The sequence below is a fragment of the Halostagnicola alkaliphila genome, assembly GCF_055379965.1.
Genome location: NZ_AP043826.1, coordinates 1,906,956 through 1,923,561 on the forward strand (window position 1 = coordinate 1,906,956; position 16,606 = coordinate 1,923,561).

The 16,606-nt window shown below is 61.1% G+C and carries 17 protein-coding genes and 1 pseudogene; 7 read left to right on the forward strand and 11 right to left on the reverse strand.

The annotated features are described in order from the left end of the window. Positions 1 to 123 precede the first annotated feature (123 nt). Positions 124 to 477 (forward strand): annotated as a pseudogene (locus ACZ5C7_RS14655) (response regulator transcription factor); the annotation flags it as partial. 167 nt (positions 478 to 644) lie between these two features. On the opposite strand, the gene ACZ5C7_RS14660 reads toward ACZ5C7_RS14655, so the two are convergent. From ACZ5C7_RS14660 to ACZ5C7_RS14680, 5 genes are all read right to left on the reverse strand, one after another. Further along, positions 645 to 1,796 carry an acyl-CoA dehydrogenase family protein gene (locus ACZ5C7_RS14660; protein ID WP_464377031.1) on the reverse strand — a complete coding sequence of 384 codons (1,152 nt, stop codon included), beginning with the start codon at positions 1,794 to 1,796 and terminating at the stop codon, positions 645 to 647. Between the two features lie 111 nt (positions 1,797 to 1,907). Continuing rightward, positions 1,908 to 2,285 (reverse strand): cupin domain-containing protein, encoded by a 378-nt coding sequence (locus ACZ5C7_RS14665; protein WP_464377032.1) that lies wholly within the window; start codon positions 2,283 to 2,285, stop codon positions 1,908 to 1,910. Positions 2,286 to 2,395: 110 nt separating this feature from the next. After that, positions 2,396 to 2,824 (reverse strand): nickel-responsive transcriptional regulator NikR, encoded by a 429-nt coding sequence (nikR, locus tag ACZ5C7_RS14670; protein WP_283834017.1) that lies wholly within the window; start codon positions 2,822 to 2,824, stop codon positions 2,396 to 2,398. A 91-nt stretch (positions 2,825 to 2,915) separates the two neighbouring features. After that, on the reverse strand, positions 2,916 to 3,773 hold the full coding sequence (locus ACZ5C7_RS14675; protein WP_464377033.1) for an RNA ligase family protein: 858 nt from the start codon (positions 3,771 to 3,773) through the stop codon (positions 2,916 to 2,918). A gap of 83 nt (positions 3,774 to 3,856) precedes the next feature. Further along, positions 3,857 to 3,982, reverse strand: a complete 126-nt coding sequence (locus ACZ5C7_RS14680; protein WP_464377034.1) for a hypothetical protein — start codon at positions 3,980 to 3,982, stop codon at positions 3,857 to 3,859. An 85-nt stretch (positions 3,983 to 4,067) separates the two neighbouring features. Here ACZ5C7_RS14680 and ACZ5C7_RS14685 point away from each other — a divergent pair, with 85 nt between their 5' ends. After that, entirely contained in the window at positions 4,068 to 4,865 is a 798-nt protein-coding gene (locus ACZ5C7_RS14685; RefSeq protein WP_464377035.1) for a creatininase family protein, read from the forward strand. Positions 4,866 to 4,967: 102 nt separating this feature from the next. Continuing rightward, a complete protein-coding gene (locus ACZ5C7_RS14690) occupies positions 4,968 to 5,423 on the forward strand; it encodes a hypothetical protein (protein WP_464377036.1) in 456 nt (151 codons plus the stop codon). Positions 5,424 to 5,459: 36 nt separating this feature from the next. Here ACZ5C7_RS14690 and ACZ5C7_RS14695 read toward each other — a convergent pair whose 3' ends face one another. Next, the gene (locus ACZ5C7_RS14695) at positions 5,460 to 6,131 is read right to left on the reverse strand and encodes an O-methyltransferase (protein ID WP_464377037.1); all 672 of its coding nucleotides are present in this window, start codon (positions 6,129 to 6,131) and stop codon (positions 5,460 to 5,462) included. Between the two features lie 149 nt (positions 6,132 to 6,280). Here ACZ5C7_RS14695 and ACZ5C7_RS14700 point away from each other — a divergent pair, with 149 nt between their 5' ends. After that, a complete protein-coding gene (locus ACZ5C7_RS14700; protein ID WP_464377038.1) occupies positions 6,281 to 6,775 on the forward strand; it encodes a dCTP deaminase/dUTPase family protein in 495 nt (164 codons plus the stop codon). 14 nt (positions 6,776 to 6,789) lie between these two features. Here ACZ5C7_RS14700 and ACZ5C7_RS14705 read toward each other — a convergent pair whose 3' ends face one another. Next, positions 6,790 to 8,049: a purple acid phosphatase family protein gene (locus ACZ5C7_RS14705; RefSeq protein ID WP_464377039.1), complete on the reverse strand. Its 1,260-nt coding sequence runs from the start codon at positions 8,047 to 8,049 to the stop codon at positions 6,790 to 6,792. A 259-nt stretch (positions 8,050 to 8,308) separates the two neighbouring features. On the opposite strand from ACZ5C7_RS14705, the gene ACZ5C7_RS14710 reads away from it, so the two are divergent. Then, positions 8,309 to 8,923: a universal stress protein gene (locus ACZ5C7_RS14710; RefSeq protein WP_464377040.1), complete on the forward strand. Its 615-nt coding sequence runs from the start codon at positions 8,309 to 8,311 to the stop codon at positions 8,921 to 8,923. Positions 8,924 to 9,013: 90 nt separating this feature from the next. Further along, entirely contained in the window at positions 9,014 to 10,255 is a 1,242-nt protein-coding gene (locus ACZ5C7_RS14715) for a hypothetical protein (RefSeq protein WP_464377041.1), read from the forward strand. Positions 10,256 to 10,318: 63 nt separating this feature from the next. Here the strand turns inward: ACZ5C7_RS14715 and ACZ5C7_RS14720 are convergent, their stop codons facing one another. The 3 genes from ACZ5C7_RS14720 to ACZ5C7_RS14730 form a co-directional block, all read right to left on the reverse strand. Beyond that, positions 10,319 to 12,154 (reverse strand): acetyl-CoA carboxylase biotin carboxylase subunit, encoded by a 1,836-nt coding sequence (locus tag ACZ5C7_RS14720; protein ID WP_464377042.1) that lies wholly within the window; start codon positions 12,152 to 12,154, stop codon positions 10,319 to 10,321. A gap of 209 nt (positions 12,155 to 12,363) precedes the next feature. Further along, positions 12,364 to 12,678, reverse strand: a complete 315-nt coding sequence (locus tag ACZ5C7_RS14725; protein ID WP_464377043.1) for a hypothetical protein — start codon at positions 12,676 to 12,678, stop codon at positions 12,364 to 12,366. 1 nt (position 12,679) lies between these two features. Next, complete coding sequence (locus ACZ5C7_RS14730) at positions 12,680 to 14,224, reverse strand: acyl-CoA carboxylase subunit beta (protein WP_464377044.1); 1,545 nt, start codon at positions 14,222 to 14,224, stop codon at positions 12,680 to 12,682. A gap of 159 nt (positions 14,225 to 14,383) precedes the next feature. On the opposite strand from ACZ5C7_RS14730, the gene ACZ5C7_RS14735 reads away from it, so the two are divergent. Beyond that, positions 14,384 to 15,778 carry a sodium-dependent transporter gene (locus ACZ5C7_RS14735; RefSeq protein WP_464377045.1) on the forward strand — a complete coding sequence of 465 codons (1,395 nt, stop codon included), beginning with the start codon at positions 14,384 to 14,386 and terminating at the stop codon, positions 15,776 to 15,778. A gap of 90 nt (positions 15,779 to 15,868) precedes the next feature. On the opposite strand, the gene ACZ5C7_RS14740 is transcribed toward ACZ5C7_RS14735, so the two are convergent. Next, positions 15,869 to 16,579, reverse strand: coding sequence for an SDR family oxidoreductase (locus tag ACZ5C7_RS14740; protein WP_464377046.1), 711 nt, complete (start codon positions 16,577 to 16,579; stop codon positions 15,869 to 15,871). Between the last annotated feature and the right edge of the window lie 27 nt (positions 16,580 to 16,606).

Here is a 16,606-nt window from a genome sequence, read left to right on the forward strand (position 1 = left end):
TCGCATTACTTATTTTCTGGAGGATTGCAAAATGGTAACTGGAATTACATCTGGTCACGATCTTTATGAAAGGGAAGCACCATTGGTGATCCGTAGGTGAGTACGATGAGGGGACAGGGGGAAATGGAGGAAACGAAGATAAATGTACTCGTCGTAGACGACGAACCTCGCCTTGCAGATCTGTTTGCGGCATGGCTGGAACCGGATTGGAGCGTGAGGACGGCCTACGACGGAGAACAGGCACTCGAGACGGTGAACGAATCAACGGACGTCGTCTTGCTCGACCGCCGGATGCCGGGTCTCTCCGGCGATGAAGTGTTATCGTTACTCAGAGCAAGCGGGTACGACGGTGCCGTAATTATCGTCTCCGCGATAAACCCGACTGGCGATATCGTCGATGCCGATTTCGACGAATACCTCGTCAAGCCCATCTCGAAATCACAACTCGTCGAAAAGATCGAGTCCGTCTCGAGTCGGATTAGTGATGGGACGTTCGGCGGAGCATCCGAAGCGATCGATCCGACAGCGAACTAATAGTTTCGACCGGGAACCGTGCTGACGAGACGGTACCCGCGGGACAGGTAAGCCGTAACACTCGAGCGGTATCTTAGCACTCGCGCTGTATCCGTTAGACTCGAGTTGGGTTAGGGTGCCTGCCCGTAGATCAAATTTCGCTGGACCTCGTTTACGCCTTCGTAAATGACCGGGACTCGAACGTCACGATAGACGCGCGCGATCCGTCGCTCGTCGAGGATCGAACGACCGCCGTGAAACTGCATTCCTTGTTCGGCGATGTCAACCGCCGTTTCCGTTGCCTTCGTCTTCGATAGCGCGGCCCAGTAACCCGCGTTTTCGTCTGCTTCGACCTTTTGGCACGCTCGCCAGACGAGCGCTCGAGCGCTCTCGAACTCGACGAGCATATCGGCAAGCCCGTGTTGAACTGCCTGAAACTCGTTTATCGTTCGGCCGAACTCCTCCCGGTCGTGGGTAAATTCCCACGCTTCCTCGATAGCCGCCGCGGCGAGTCCCAATCCGTGCCCGGAAACGACGATTCGGCCGTGATTAAAAAAGTCTGCGAGCATCATGAACCCGGCACCCTCGTGGCCGATTAGATTCGATTCGGGAATTGTGCAGTCGTCGAACGTAATGTGTGCCTGCTTCGAGGCGGGCATCGCCATCTTTTCGGGGATGTGTTCGGCCTCGTAGCCGTCCGTATCGGTCGGAACGATGAACATCGAATGATTTCCGTACCGGTTGTTCTCGTTGTCACCGGTTCGGGCGTAGACGGTCACCCAATCGGCCTCGACGCCGTTGCCGATCCAGTACTTCTCTCCGTTCAAGACGTACTCGTCGCCGTCTTTTTCCGCGGTGGTTTGCATCCCCGCGAGGTCGCTCCCGGTTTCCGGTTCCGAGACGGCGAGTCCGGATAGTTGCTCGCCCTCGGCGACGGGTCGAACGTATTCTTCGCACTGTTCGTCGGTTCCGTACTCGTAGGTGATCTCACAGCCGAAACTCGCTAGCTGTATCGTCAACGCGATTCCGGCGTCCGCGCGGTAGAACTCCTCCGTGATCGCGAGAAGTTGTGAAAGCTCGAGTCCGCGCCCGCCCCAGGCTTCCGGGATGTCCTGCCCGGCTAGCCCCGCGTCCTGTGCGGCCTCGAGAACGTCCCACGGGTATTCACCCGAGTCGTAGTATTCGGCCGCATTCGGTTCGATGTGCTTTCGAGCGAATTCCTCGGCTTCGGCTTTGTGATCGAGTGCGCGATCCGGAACAATGGTGTCCTCGAGCGGGTTCATACGCAGGTAGTCAGTATCGAGTAGGATATAGTCCGGGGCGGTAGAAGTCGCCTTTTCGTGTCAGACCGCGCGAAATCGGTGTCTTTCGTGGCCCGTAGATAGAAATCCGAGTTAGCCCGCAAAGCCGCTCAGCAACCACTCGCCGTCGGTATCGTCGTCGTCCGCAATGGAGGGTGCGCTGACGAGAACGAACGCGCTTTCGGTGTCGCCGTTTCGAATCTGGCGCGTCGACTCCGGCGGAATCCACAGCGCGTCGCCCGTCGTCATCGCCACCGGTTCGTCGTCGACGATTACCTCGGCCTCTCCCTCGATTAGCACGTACACCTCCTCGTGGTCGTTGTCAACGTGATCGTGGGGCTGGCTCTTCCAGTGTGGATCACACCGTGCGACCGTCACGCCGACCCGTTCGGTCTCGAGCGGATCGCTCAGAAAGTGCATCGCACTCGAGACCTGGTCGACCTCCTCGTAGTTGACCTTCGTGTAAGACATTTCGAGTAGCCCTACGGCTGGGAAATAGTAAAAGTACGCGCTCCGACTCAGTTTCTCGAGTATCGGTTACTACCAATGGCGATGCCGCTAGAGGGGAAAAACGGATCGGATTAGTGTTCTTGGCTAATCGGATCGAAACTGTCGACCGGAATGACCGAGTAGTCGACGGTGAGGGCGTCCTGCGTTGCACGAATTTTCCCGACGAACGTCGAGATATCCTCGAGCGCACCTTCGAGAACGAATAGTTCCATACAGTGGTGATCGCCGACGTGGCTGTGGAAGTTCGACGCGACGAGATCCTCGTGTTCGTGGCGCAGGTGCATCATCCGCTCTTCGACGCTCGTCGTCTCGTAGTCGAAGAGCACGGTCACGATTCCCATGAGCTCTCGGCCCTCGAGTCGGGTATCCTCGAACTCGCCGAGGAGGTTTCGAGAGGCTTCCCTGACGACCTCGCTCCGGCCGGTGTAGCCGTGGTCGTCGGCAAACTGATCGAGTCGATCCAGGAGTTCGTCCGGCATGGAGACGCTTACGACTGCCATATAACAACTCGGGCCGCCATATTTATTAACCTTTATCATTTCACGCCCCGAAAACCGCCGGACGTTCATAGAACGCGTCAGGTAGGGGGTTTTACTCCCAACTGTCGACGTCCCGGGCTTCGAGAAACTGCCGCGTCAGCGCACCGACTTCCGACCTGAACGTCTCCGTATCCACGTCAGCGCGACCGTGATAGAGTTGCTTGTGAGCTTCGCGGACGATATCCGTCATAACTCGATCGTAAAGCGTTTCGAAATTCACCGAGTAGTTTCGGTCCTCGAGTTTGGTCGCGACCTTCTCGAGTCGCCGTTCAGTCGCGTACTTTCGCGCCAGTTCGTCGGCCGGTGCGTCGATCGGAATCGTCTCGTCTACCTCTCGGAACGCAGGATGGAGGAGCTTCGCCCGTCTCCCCCGCTTGTCCCGGAGGATCACTCCCTCCGCGGGCCCATCGTACCAGTTCGATTCTGGTATCGAGTACGAATCGGCGTCGAAATCCCGCGCTCGCCGTTCTCGTTCGAAGACGTTCACCGGCTGAATCCCGATCCGGTCGAAAATCCGTTCGACGGTATCGAGCGGGTAGAACGTCCTCGCATCGGCCGACCAGATATCGAATCCGAGGAACGACGGCGTTCGTTCCCAATCGTACTCGATCGCGTGACGGTGCATCGCCTCGCCGAAGAATACGATATCCTCGACATCGTCGACGGCGTTTCGAAGCGCCTCGCGCTCGAGGTTCTCCTGAACGTGGTCGACGGCGTGTTGATACGGGGCTGGAACCTCGTCGGGGTCGTCGTAGACGCGGCTTCGGTCGCCGAACCGCACGAGTCCCGACCGTTGCAGCTGGAACCGAAAATTCGCGCCGTCGACCTTCTCGAGAAGCCACAGATGCCCCTCCTCGAGGAGTTCCTCGGGGGCGTTCGCGACGCGTGGAATCGAGGGGAATTTCTTCATGAACGAGGGTTCCTCGTGCTCGACGGTGGTCGGCACGAAAACTATCGAAATGATACCACACCTCGGCACGTCAATGCTTCGTCTCACGTCGTTTCGGCGTGTCGGATCGATATGCCAGATCCGTCTCGATCGATTAGCACCGACTCGAGTCGTCTCGAGCGCTTGTTCTTGAACGCGTGAGTTCCCATCGATCGAGTAACGCCTGCCATTTGATATCGCTATATAGAGTTTATTATAGGACGTGAGGTCGCTCTCGCACGTACCGTTATTGCGCGTCGGAGTCGATTAGCGTGCATGTATCTTCCACACCGAACTTGGCCGGACCTCGGCGAGTACGTCGAAACCGAGTCGCTGGCCGTCGTTCCCCTGGGGTCGACCGAACAGCACGGGCCACACCTCCCAGAGGGAACCGACTTCATGATCGCCGACGCGCTCGCTCGAGCGGCCACCGAGCGAACGGGACACCTCTGTACGCCGGTGATCTCGATCGGCGTCAGTCCCCACCACCGACAGTTTCACGGAACCATGTGGGTCGACCCAGCCGTCTTTCGGGACTACGTCGAAAGCATCTCGAGGAACCTTACCTACCACGGGATCGATCGGATCGTCTTCGTCAACGCCCACGGCGGAAACGTCGCGCACCTGCGGGAGGTCGGTCGTCGACTGCGCGACGACGGAACGGCCTACGCGATCGAGTGGATGTGGGACGAATCGATCCCGGAACTGATCGAGGCGGTCTTCGCGACTCCCGGTCCACACGGCGGCCCGAAAGAGACCGCAATGATCATGCACATCGCGCGGGATCTCGTTCGTGAGGATAGACTCGAGGACGCCCGAGACGGCGGGATGACGTCGTTCGATCCAGCCGCGATGGCGATCAACGGCGCTCGAGTCACGTACGATTCGAAGGAGATATCTGAGAACGGCGTCTTCGGCGATCAGACCGACGCGACGCCGGAAATCGGCAATCAACTCTTCGAGGCGGCGACGGACCAGCTAGTCAGGCTCCTCAAGTGGCTCGACGAGCAACCGTTCGAGGATCTCGTCCCGGAACCCCACGTCGCGCCGAAACCGGATCGATCCGGAATCTGAGCGGGAATGTCCCGCTTTTCAGAAGGACATTTGTCATCCATTCACAAGATCCTCTCCAGCCAATAACTATATATTCGGGCGCATGTTGGTGCCACCAACGCAGTGACCGACGTGATCCACTCAGCACTCAACTCGGATCGGTCGCATCTGATGGTATCGTTCGCGCTTTTTGCAGCCGCCGGTGGTATTAGCGCCACCAGCAGTGCACTCCTCCCGACGGCCGCTGGGACAGCCCTCGCCGTCGGCGGGGTCTACGCCGTCGCTCGAGTCGCCAGCGTTGTTAGCCGGCGACGGCTCGCGACGCTCTCGGTGGGGTTCTGGAGTAGCTTTCTCGGGGTTGCCGGACTCCATATCGTCGGCGTCGGAACGATTTCGGAGCTCCTTCCAGGTTCGACGACGGTCGCGACGATCACGGTGGGAGCGCTGACCTGGGGAACGTTGCTACTGGCCTGTGCGACGACCGTCTTCCTCGGTTTTCGCGAATACGGGGCAACACCGGGAACCGAAGCGGCCGACGACCGCGTCGTCGAAAACGACTCCGATTACTCAGTTCGGTAATCCGCCGCGATTGGCCCGTCCGAAAACTCACCGCGATTACTCCATCCGATAACTCACCGCGATCCCCTCTCCGATCGGAAGGATAACCGTCTCGAAAGCGGGATCGGCGCGAACGGCCTCGAGATACGTTGCGATTCCCCGCGTGTCTTCGTTCGCGTCGTCCGGGAGCCGTCCGGCTTCGACCCCCTCGAGTAACTTCTCGAACTGGATACTCCCCGCCGTCATCGCGTTGTCCGCGACGATCACCCCGCCAGCGGGCACCTTCGATTTGACCGCTTCGAAGGCCTCCGGATAACGGTGTTTCTGGTGGTCGATCAACACGACATCGAACGGGCCGTCGTACCGGTCGACGGTCTCGAGCGCGTCGCCGAGTTCGTACCGCGCGACGTCGTCGAAACCGCCTTCGGCCATGTAACCCCTAGCCATCTCGAGTTCGTCCTCGTCGACTTCCGTCAGGACGACGGTCCCGTCGTCGGGGAGCCCCTTCGCGAACCAGTACGCTGAGTAGCCGTACCCCGATCCGAACTCGAAGACGCGTCGTGCGCCGATCATTCGGGTGAGAAGTTCCAGTACGCCGCCGACCTCGGGACCGACGTTCGGGAATCCCTCGGCGGCGGCGTACTCGTCCATCTCGCGTACCGTTTCGTCGGGATCCGGCCCGGCGGCGCGAACGAAGCGAGCGATCTCGTCTTTCAGCACGTCGACCATGTGGTATAGTTACGCGGCCGGTCACATCAAGTTCCGGGAGTCCGCTCGCCGTTCCAGTCGCTTGCCGTTTCAGTCCGCTTTCTGTTCTCCCTCACTCGGTGCGTTCGGGCAGCCGTTTTTTTACGATTCGGGCCATCATTTCAATCGATATGTCCGAAGAACAGCCGCTCACAGCTCACGTCGATAACCTCGTCTACGAGCCGACGCAAATTCACGATCAGGGAATCGATCTGACGGTGAGCGCGATCTACACCGTCGACGCCCCCGGAAAGCTCGATTTCGGCGGTGACGAACTCGAGGACGCCGAGTTCGAGGTCGTTCCGACGACCCAACAGGATCCGAACGACGACTACGGCTGGTGGGAACTCGACGGCGGGCAGTACGTCCTCCAGCACAACGAGTTCCTCACCGACGTCGAGAACCGACTCGTTCTCCAGGCGCGCAACGAACTGCTGGCTCGAGGGTGTTCCCATCCGACGGTTCGGGTCAGTTCTCATCTCCCCTTGCTTCCGCTCAGCGTTCCCGAGGGCGGCGTCCAGATCAAAGAAAACGCCCGAGTGTCGACGTTGTTGTCGCCGAGCGCGTCGGACGCGTCGAACGGATCGGGCGAACGGACGATCGACGACCGTTCGCCGGACGAATAGCGCGCGTCGCTCGCTCAAACGACGTCTCGGCTCGTTTCGTCGAGCGTCTCCCCGTCCGCATCGATCGTTTCGACGCGTGCTCCCGCCTCGTCGATGGTCACGATGTGACAGTTGTACGTTCCGTCGGCTTCGTCGATGTACCAGCGATCGGCGTCCGCCTCCCGCGGCGGCCGCCCCATACAGCCGTCGCCGACGTAGACGATCCCGTCCTCGTCGCGCTCGCCCCCGAGTAGCGGATGGGTCCGCTTGAACGTGTGATCGTGACTCTCGAGTGCGAACCGAACGTCTGCGCGCTCGAAGAGCGGACACCAGTGGAACTGGGAGCGCTGGTCGAGGTCCAGTTCGATCTCCCGATGGGACGGCCACGCCGGGACGTGATAGACCGGAATGACGTGAGTCGCGTCGGATCGGGACTCGAGAACCCCCTCGAGCCATTCGGTTTGCGTTCCGTCGATCGTGTTGGTGTGGTTGCTGTCGAGAACCGGCACGCACAGGTAGTCGCCGAAATTCAACACGCCGTAGCCCGGATGGCCGGGAAACGCGAAGAAGTTGTAGAAGTACGGAGCGTACCACGCTCGCCACTCGTCGGTGTCCTCGAGTTGTCGAGTCGCCTCGTAGTAGTACCCGTTTCTGGTTTCGTGGTTTCCAATGGCCGAGACGATCGGAACCACGCGGCCGTCCTCGTCGATCAACTCCCGGTTTGCGGTCTCGAGCCACGCGTGCCACCGCTCGAGCGAATCGTGAGTGGTTCCGCCGTCAGCGTAGGCGAAGTCACCGCCGACGACCAGAAACTCGGGATCGTACGCCAGCAACTCGCTCGCGATCCGATCCCAACCCGACGCGTCGGTATCTCCGCCGGCGGCGAACGTGAGCGAATCGTCCAACCGTGCCGGCATCGTCCGGAACCGGTACGCCTCCCCCGATTCGACCCGAAACTCGTAGGTCGTCTCGGGCTCGAGATCGGTCAGTTCGACGCGGTGAATCCGTCGATCGTACTGGTCGAAGCTGTGTGAAGAACTCGTTCGTTCGTTCCAGTCGCCCTCGGCGTCGTCAACCCGATACTCGAGGGTATCCGGATCGTTCGTGATGGTGCCGCTCAAGTCGACGTGCCAGTCGATCGTCATCGTGGTCGTCGGATCGCGCTGCCACGTCAGCAACACGGCTGGAAGTTCGTGGTCGGTGCCGTCGGTATCGAGACAGCCGCTGATCGCGAGTCCGAGGGAGGCCGACCCGGTCGTTGCGATGAACGTTCGACGCGAACTGTGCGTGGCCATGTAAACGTATCAAACGGGGTAATTCGCCGTCTCCGTCGAGCATCTGAGGTGATCGCGAGCTACCGAGAGTCACCAACACGAAGACTGCCGCTGAAAATAAAGGGCTGGCCCCCCTCCCGTGATAGTTCAACAAGCAAGTAGTTCCGGATTGGCTTTGCGAGCGAGTCGTTCTTCGGCGATTCAGCGAACTAATCGTTCCGGACTGGGGAGTCGCTACTCGAGCATATATATACGTGACAGCCCAAATTCCATCGAATCGATGTACCAGAACGTGCTTATTCCGACGGACGGAAGCGACGGAACCCGACGGGCGATCGATCACGGACTCACGATCGCCGGGCAGTTCGGCGGGACGGTCCACGGGCTTTCGATCGTTCCCGAAGGGCCTCTCGGCACGATGAGTAACGGGAAGGTCGCTTCGGAGGCGGAACGCGCCGTCAGTCACGTCGAGGGCGAAGCGGAGCGGGCCGGCATCCCGGTGACGACGACGATCGAACGCGGCGTTCCACACGAGTGTATCCTTACCTACGCGAGCGAGAACGACATCGACATGATCGTGATGGGAACCCAGGGTCGAACGGGCCTCGACCGATTCCTCGTCGGGAGCGTCACCGAGCGAATCGTTCGAATGGCGGACGCTCCGGTCGTCACGCTTCGAATGACCGACGACTTGGCGGTCGAGGAGGCCGACGAAGCGACCCGGATCGCTCGAGACACACTCGAGACGAACGACGAGACCCAAGAGTCGACGCTACTCGAGGAGCCACACCGAACGAGCGGCACGTGGATCGTTCCCCTCGAGACGGCCGAGGGGACCGTCCGCGTTCACGTCGACGCCGTGACGACCGACGTTCGTCTCGAGTCGTCTCGGTGAGCGCACAATCGTCTCGGTGAGCGCACAGTCGTCGACGGCGACGCCCGCTCGAGCAAAAACGTTCTTCACCCCGGTCACTAATAGCACGCTATGTCCGTTTCCGGGGGATCGCTTTCCGAACCGACCGTTCTCGCACACACGAAGCGGCGGCTGTTTCCCGAGGAGGAAGGAACCTACGCCGTCGTCGACACGCAGTTCGCGAGCGAACGCTGGTTAGCCGACGAACCGATCGATCGCTCCGTTCGCGAGACGCTCGCACCGTTCAATCACGTCGAAATCGGCAGCGGCTATCCGGACCTCGTCGGCGTTCGAACGCTCGAGCCGGAGCTGCTCGCGGTCGAACGACTCGGCGAGGAACCGCCGCTGATCGCCGTCGAAGCGAAGGGTCACACGACCGACGGAAGCGTCGATACCCGTCGAGGAATCGTCCAGGCACACGATCGATTGCACGAAGCGAACGCGGCGTATCTCGCCGCGCCGGCGGTCGCGGTCTCCGAGACCGATCGAACGCTCGCTCGAGAGTTAAACGTCGGCGTGCTCGGCGTCGATTCGGCCGGCACCGTCGAACCGCTGGAAACCCCTCGAGTCGTCGGGAACCGAACGACGTCGGAGGCGAACGCGATACGGTTTCAGGCGAGCGCACAGGGCGTCGCCGACCAGTCGTTTTCGCTCAACCACCCGAAGAACTACCTCGGCTATCCGCTCGCTCACTACGCGAACGGCGAGACGGAGCAGTTGCTCTCGACGTACGACGTCGTCAGCGCGACCGACGCCGCGCAGCGAGGAGCCGAATTCCTCGACCTGATAACCGTCCAGCCGGACCGCGTGACGCTGACCGGACTCGGGCGCGAGGTCGTTCGCTTCGCCGTTCGTCGCCACGGCTCCGTCGAGACCGCACTCGAGGCGTTCGAGGACTGGTACGGCTCGTCCAAGCGGTTCATCGATGCCGCGCCCGCGTGGGGCCAACTCGCACGCCGAATCGTCTTCGCGTATCCCGCCACCCAGCTGTTGGTCACCGAACTCGAGAACCTCCACGCCGACGGGAACCCGACACCGTCCCTCACCACGTTACTCGAGTACCTCCACGTGCTCCATCCGACGTTCGCGGTCGAACTCTTCGTTCGCGGCGACGAGGCGATTCGACGCCGAGTGCTCACGCGAGACGGTGATCTCAGAACCGAAGCGCTCGAGGACGGCTCGATCTACCACTCGCCGACGGTCTTCCAGCTGAAGGCGATGTTGTACCACACTGGAATCGTCACCGAACGCGGGAAAGAACCGAACCGCCTCGAGCCAGCCGAAGACGTCTGGGCGTTGCGCGAACGACTCTAATCGGGTCACCACTATCAGCGAAAACGAGCGGTTCGGATGTGCTCGAGACCGAACGAACTCGAATTACTCGAGGACGACCAAGCTATCGCCCATGTCGACGCTGTCGCCTTCAGCAACCGCAATCTGCGTGACGGTGCCGCCGCGGGAGGCCACGATATCGTTTTCCATCTTCATCGCCTCGAGCACGACCAGCACGTCGCCCGCGTCGACCTCGTCACCTTCCTCGACTTCGACCGAGAGGATCGTTCCCTGCATCTCGGCGTCGACGAGTTCTCCGTCGCCCTCGAGTTCGACGTCGTCTCCGCCGTCGTCGTCACCGCCTGCGACGTCCGGCGGGCTCGGTGCCGCCCCCCCCGGATTGTCGCCGGTCGGGAGCGGCGGCGCGCCGTGTTCCTCGAGGTTGACCTCGAAGCGTTTGCCGTTGACCTCGACGGTGAACTCCCGTTCGACGACCTCCTCGTCGTCGGCATCGGTGGTCGATTCGTCGGCTCCCCACTGTTGTTGGGCCTCCTCGATCCGGTCTTCTTCCAGTTCCTCGTCGAGGTACTTCGTCGTGTGTCGGCTCTGGACGAACGTTTCGTCGGTCAGCATCAGCCGGTGGAACGGAATAATCGTCGGGATCCCCTCGATATTGTACTCTCTGAGCGCGCGCATGGAGCGCTCGAGACACTCGTCGCGGTCCTCGCCCCAGACGATCAGTTTCGCGATCATCGAGTCGTAGTCGGTGACGAGCTCGTCGTCTTGTCGAAGCGCGTCGTCGACGCGGACCCCGACGCCGCCGGGCGGATCGTAGGTAGTGAGAGAACCGCCGGAGGCCGGTTGGAAGTCGTTGGCCGCGTTCTCGGCGTTGATTCGGAACTCGATGGCGTGGCCGTCGATATCGACGTCCGTCTGATCGAAGTCGATCTCTTCGCCGGCCGCGACCCGGATCTGGCGTTTGACGATGTCGATGCCCGTGATTTGTTCGGTGACGCAGTGTTCGACCTGAATCCGCGTATTGACCTCGAGGAAGTAGAAGTTCGTCTCCGGGCCGAGGAGGCCATCGCGTCCTTCCTCTTCCTCGACGAGGAACTCGACTGTCCCGGCGTTCGTGTAGTCGGCGGCTGCGACGCCGCGGCGGGCCGCGTCACCGATTTGTTCGCGGAGTTCGTCCGAGAGCGCCGCCGAGGGCCCCTCCTCGATGACCTTCTGGTGTCGGCGCTGGAGCGAACAGTCGCGCTCGCCCAGGTGGCGGACGTTGCCGTGTTGGTCGGCGACGATCTGGACTTCGATGTGGCGCGGATTCTCGAGGTAACGCTCGAGGTAGACCGAATCGTTGTCGAAGTAGGCCTCGCCCTCGCGCTGGGCGCTCTCGAGTTGATCCTCGACCTCGCTTTCCTCCCAGACGACTTTCATGCCGCGACCGCCGCCGCCGCCCTCGGCCTTGATCGCGATCGGATAGCCGTGTTCCTCCCCGAAGACTTTGACTTCGTCGGGGTCGGTGACGGGTTCGGTGGTTCCCGGGACGATCGGGACCTCCGCCTCGCTCATGACGGTGCGAGCTTTGGTCTTCTCGCCCAGGGTTTCCATCGAGTCGCTCGAGGGGCCGATCCAAGTGAGCCCGTCTTCGGCCTCGACTCTGCCGGCAAAGTCAGCGTTCTCCGCGAGGAAGCCGTAGCCGGGGTGGATCGCGTCGGCGTCGGCTTTTCGGGCCGCCTCGATGACGGCGTCGTGGTCGAGATACGAGTCGGCCGCGCGCGCCGGGCCGATGTTGTACGCTTCGTCGGCGTATCTGACGTGGCCCGAGTCCTTGTCGGCCTCGGAGTAGACGGCCACGGTTCCGACGTTTAGCTCCTCACACGCGCGCATGACCCGCACCGCGATTTCCCCGCGGTTCGCCACGAGAACCTTCCTGAACATTCCTACAAGAAACGTTGGAAGCGCCCTACCTTACTTTTTCGCAACTGATTTGTCACCTCTGTGCTCGAGGCGGGAGTGAACGTCATCCTTCTCGCGCTCGATAGTTGGGAAGGATCGAAATCCGGATGCTGATTCGAATCGCGAGGATAAACGCACTGACACGCCGGATCGAAACTTGACAGGACGAAAACGAGAGCGATTGCCGTCGATCAGAAGCGGTCTGTCCGCCCTGCCGCACTCCACGGGTTCGTCGGCGCGTCTTTCGGCACTCGAGTGGTTCGCTGTTGCTGGGTCCGGATTCGGCCCGCGTAGGCCCACCGCTTCCCGTCCCAGGATTCCGCTTCACCGGCGGCCGCCGCGGCCGCCGCAAGTTCCTGGTCGCGGACGTGTGCGCTTATCGCCGCTGCGATGGCCGCGGCTTCGGAATCGTCGGCATCGTCCGGGATGTCAAGTTCGATGCTCGGCACGTCGGTTGATTCGGCCTCGTCCCGCTCGTCGGCGCGGGCTCGTTGCTTGGATGCCATCTCAGAGCGGGATGTTGCCGTGTTTCTTGTCCGGATTTTCCTCGCGTTTGGTCTCGAGCATCTCGAGGTCGGCGATCAGGCGCGGTCTGGTTTCGGTCGGTAAGATGACGTCGTCGAGGAAGCCCTTGTCCGTCGCCGTGTAGGGGTTCGCGAACTCCTCGCGGTACTCCTCGATGAGTTCGTCCCGAAGCTCGTCGGGGTTCTCCGCCTCCGCGAGTTCTTCGCGATAGAGGATGTTGACGGCACCCTGTGGACCCATCACCGCGATTTCGGCCGTCGGCCAGGCGTAGTTGACGTCAGCGCCGAGGTTCTTCGAGGCCATGACGCAGTACGCACCGCCGTAGGCCTTGCGCGTGATGACCGTCAGCAGCGGCACGGTGGCTTCGGAGTACGCGTAGAGAAGCTTCGCGCCGTGGCGGATGATCCCGCGGTGTTCCTGATCGGTTCCGGGCATGTAACCGGGAACGTCGACGAAGGTGACGATCGGGATGTTAAAGGAATCACAAAAGCGCACGAACCGCGACCCCTTCATCGACGCGTCGACGGTGAGCGTGCCGGCGTTGACCCGCGGCTGGTTCGCGACGATACCGACCGAGCGGCCGTCGAGTCGGCCGAACCCGACCACGATGTTCTGCGAGAAGTTGTCCGCGACCTCGAAGAACGAGCCCTCGTCGACCACCGAATCGATCACGTTGGTCATGTCGTAGGGTTTCTGCGGACTCGAGGGGACGATGTCCTCGAGCGCCTCGTCTCGTCGATCCGGGTCGTCCCACGGCTCGACGCGCGGCGGGTCCTCGACGTTGTTCTGCGGGAGATACGAGAGTAAGCGCTTGATCTTGTCCAGGGCCTGTTCTTCGCTCTCGCAGGCGAACTCGGCGACGCCGGTTTTGTTCGCGTGGGTGACCGCTCCGCCGAGTTCCTCGTGGGTCACGTCCTCACCGGTGACGGTCTTGGTGACGCCGGGTCCGGTGATGTACATGTGACTCGTGTCCTTGACCATGAAGATGAAGTCGGTGATCGAGGGCGAGTAGACCGCACCGCCCGCACAGGGGCCCATGATCCCCGAAATCTGTGGAACGACGCCGCTCGCTTCCTGATTTCGGCGGAAGATTTCCGTAAAGCCGGCGAGGCTCTTGACGCCCTCCTGGATCCGCGCGCCGGCGGAGTCGTTGAGGCCGACGATGGGGGCACCGACTTCCATGGCCATATCCATGACCTTGCAGATTTTCTCGGCGAACACTTCGCCCAGCGAGCCGCCGAAGACGGTGAAGTCGTGAGCGAAAACGAAGACGGTTCGGCCGTCGACCTCGCCGTACCCGGTGACGACGCCGTCGCCGGGAATCTTCTTCTCTTCCATCCCGAATTCGCTGGTCTGATGGGTCCGGAGCTGATCGAACTCGGTGAACGTGTCCTCGTCGAGGAAGTAATCGATCCGCTCGCGCGCGGTCATCTTGCCTTTCTCGTGTTGTTTCTCGATTCGGTCCTCGCCGCCGCCCTTCAGCGCCTCCGCCCGAAACTCCTCCAGCTCTTCGATGCGATCCTCCATCGTCACGGCGACCACCTGCTCCGAGTCATAGCGAACAGTCGTGTAACCACTGGGAAAAAGATTTCCGTCCATTTTTCAGGCAAAATTTCTCGAGATGACGTTCCAGTAAACTTTCATATCTAGTAAGTTATTAGTGGTGGGGGGGAAGATATCCCGGCCATGGCAGAACGTGAAACGTGGGCCACGAGAACAGGGTTCATACTAGCCGCGGTAGGAAGCGCCGTCGGCCTCGGGAACGTCTGGCGGTTCCCGTTCGTAACCGGTGAAGGTGGGGGTGCTGCGTTCTTGCTGGTGTACCTGCTGTTCGTCGCATTGGTCGGCTTCCCGGCTATCCTCATGGAGTTCGTCGTCGGTCGGAGAACCGAACGAAACCCGGTTGGCGCACTCAAAGAATATGGTGGAAACGCCTGGAAGTACGTTGGCGGCGTCTTCATCGTCACCGGCTTCGTTATTCTCTCCTATTACAGCGTCATTGCGGGATGGTTCATCAGGTACTTCCTCGAGGGATTCACAGGAAGCTACGCCGAACATCTCGCAGGATACGAAGACGCCGCCGCGGAGGCGGGCGAACCCGAAACCGTCATGATGTGGATGGATCTCGCCTTCGGGCTCGATTCGCTGCTGTTCCACACGATTTTCATGGCGTTCACGATCGGAATCGTCGCGCTGGGAATCCGCCGCGGTATCGAACTCGCAGTGAAGGTGATGGTCCCCGCGATCATCGTTCTGCTCGTTGCTCTCGCAATCTGGGCCGCAACGCTGCCTGAAGCAGGCGAGGCATACTCGTATTACTTGAATCCCGACTTCAGCGTCATCGCTGATAATTGGGCGGAGATTCTTCCCGCCGCAGCCGGACAGGCGTTCTTCACACTCTCGCTCGGTATGGGTGTCATGATAACCTACGCCTCCTACCTCGGCGAGGATCGAAATCTCACGAAAGACGGAACCATCATCATCGGCTTCGATACGGGAATCGCGTTCCTCGTCGGTCTCGTCGTCTTCCCGATCATCATCTCCGGCGGCGCCGATCCAGAAACGGAGTCCGTCGGTGCGATCTTCTTTAGCCTCACTGATGCGTTCGCACAGGTGACCGGGGGACAGTGGCTCGGATTGATATTCTTCGGCACCATCGCGATCGCTGCACTCTCGAGTGCGATCTCGCTACTCGAGGTCGTCACCTCCTACGTCGTCGACGAAAAGGGGATCGACCGGTGGAAAGCTGCAGTCGGAATGGGTGGCGGAATCTATCTCTTGGGTGTCCCCGTAACGTACGACGTCATCTTCCTCGACCTGCTCGACGGCTTCGCGGATGCCATCTTGCTGGTCTTCGGCGCGCTGATGGTCGCGATACTCGTCGGCTGGATCGCACCGAAGATGGCCGTCGAGGAACTCGAGAAGGGAATCGGCGGTCTTGGGACGTTTGGCCAGGCCTGGATCTGGTTCATCCGCGTACCGGTCATCATCGTCCTCGTCGTCTCGCTGTACCTCGGCATCGTCGAGTACGTCGAGTTCCTCGGCGACGACTTCGCAGGCTGGATCGACGAAAACCTGTAGCGGTCCCGGAGCGGTTTTTTGTGGCGTCGCCCTCGGAGTCAGCAGCGGCGGTGCTGTCGGTGAAACTCGTCCTCGGTTGCCGATCGAGTTTTACGCTTCTCCATACACCGGAACGGCAGCGCCGCTCGTGACGCTCGTCGCGTCGCTACACAGCGTGAGCATCGTCCGCGCGATATCGGCCGGATCGACCCATTTCTCGTGATCCGAGTCGGACATCATCTCCCGATTCATCGGCGTGTCGATCACGCTCGGCATCACGCAGTTGGCCCGCACCGTCCCGAGGTTCTCCTCGGCGAGCGTCTCCGTGAGGATCCGAATTCCCGCCTTCGTGATCCGGTACGGGCCGTCGCCTTCACCGCCCTCGAGGCCCGAGCGCGCGCTCACGCTCACGATCGAGCCCTCCGCATCTTGTAAGTGCTGGAGTGCGTGTTTCGAGGTCAAAAACGCCGTCTTCAGGTTGATGTTCATCAACGCGTCGAACTCCTCCGTGTCCGTCTCTTCGACGTGATTGCCTCCCATCCAGGTGCCGGCGATGTTGAGCAGGTGATCGACCCGGCCGTGATCGTCGACGATCTCCTCGAACAGGCTCGAGACGTCCGCTTCGTCGGTCAGATCCGCCTCGTAGAAGTGGACGCCCTCGTCGGGCTCGAGGAGGCTGTCTTCGTCGTCCGGCTCGACCACGTCGACGGCGCAGACGGTCGCGCCGGCGTCTCGAAACGCTTCGACGGCTGCACTGCCGAGCGCGCCGCTCGCGCCGGTGATTACCGCGACGGTCTCTGAAAAGTCGTACGTGACAGACATGGACACCCGTACATCGCGAAGGTGCAA

What these genes read in the sequence shown, in the direction of transcription:
- ACZ5C7_RS14685 (WP_464377035.1), top strand. Translation starts at nt 4,068, where the DNA reads ATGTATCTTCCACACCGAACTTGGCCGGACCTCGGCGAGTACGTCGAA.
- ACZ5C7_RS14730 (WP_464377044.1), bottom strand. Translation starts at nt 14,224, where the DNA reads ATGGAGGATCGCATCGAAGAGCTGGAGGAGTTTCGGGCGGAGGCGCTG.
- ACZ5C7_RS14740 (WP_464377046.1), bottom strand. Translation starts at nt 16,579, where the DNA reads ATGTCTGTCACGTACGACTTTTCAGAGACCGTCGCGGTAATCACCGGC.
- ACZ5C7_RS14660 (WP_464377031.1), bottom strand. Translation starts at nt 1,796, where the DNA reads ATGAACCCGCTCGAGGACACCATTGTTCCGGATCGCGCACTCGATCAC.
- ACZ5C7_RS14700 (WP_464377038.1), top strand. Translation starts at nt 6,281, where the DNA reads ATGTCCGAAGAACAGCCGCTCACAGCTCACGTCGATAACCTCGTCTAC.
- nikR (WP_283834017.1), bottom strand. Translation starts at nt 2,824, where the DNA reads ATGGCAGTCGTAAGCGTCTCCATGCCGGACGAACTCCTGGATCGACTC.
- ACZ5C7_RS14715 (WP_464377041.1), top strand. Translation starts at nt 9,014, where the DNA reads ATGTCCGTTTCCGGGGGATCGCTTTCCGAACCGACCGTTCTCGCACAC.
- ACZ5C7_RS14675 (WP_464377033.1), bottom strand. Translation starts at nt 3,773, where the DNA reads ATGAAGAAATTCCCCTCGATTCCACGCGTCGCGAACGCCCCCGAGGAA.
- ACZ5C7_RS14705 (WP_464377039.1), bottom strand. Translation starts at nt 8,049, where the DNA reads ATGGCCACGCACAGTTCGCGTCGAACGTTCATCGCAACGACCGGGTCG.
- ACZ5C7_RS14725 (WP_464377043.1), bottom strand. Translation starts at nt 12,678, where the DNA reads ATGGCATCCAAGCAACGAGCCCGCGCCGACGAGCGGGACGAGGCCGAA.
- ACZ5C7_RS14665 (WP_464377032.1), bottom strand. Translation starts at nt 2,285, where the DNA reads ATGTCTTACACGAAGGTCAACTACGAGGAGGTCGACCAGGTCTCGAGT.
- ACZ5C7_RS14720 (WP_464377042.1), bottom strand. Translation starts at nt 12,154, where the DNA reads ATGTTCAGGAAGGTTCTCGTGGCGAACCGCGGGGAAATCGCGGTGCGG.
- ACZ5C7_RS14695 (WP_464377037.1), bottom strand. Translation starts at nt 6,131, where the DNA reads ATGGTCGACGTGCTGAAAGACGAGATCGCTCGCTTCGTTCGCGCCGCC.
- ACZ5C7_RS14680 (WP_464377034.1), bottom strand. Translation starts at nt 3,982, where the DNA reads ATGGCAGGCGTTACTCGATCGATGGGAACTCACGCGTTCAAGAACAAG.
- ACZ5C7_RS14710 (WP_464377040.1), top strand. Translation starts at nt 8,309, where the DNA reads ATGTACCAGAACGTGCTTATTCCGACGGACGGAAGCGACGGAACCCGA.
- ACZ5C7_RS14735 (WP_464377045.1), top strand. Translation starts at nt 14,384, where the DNA reads ATGGCAGAACGTGAAACGTGGGCCACGAGAACAGGGTTCATACTAGCC.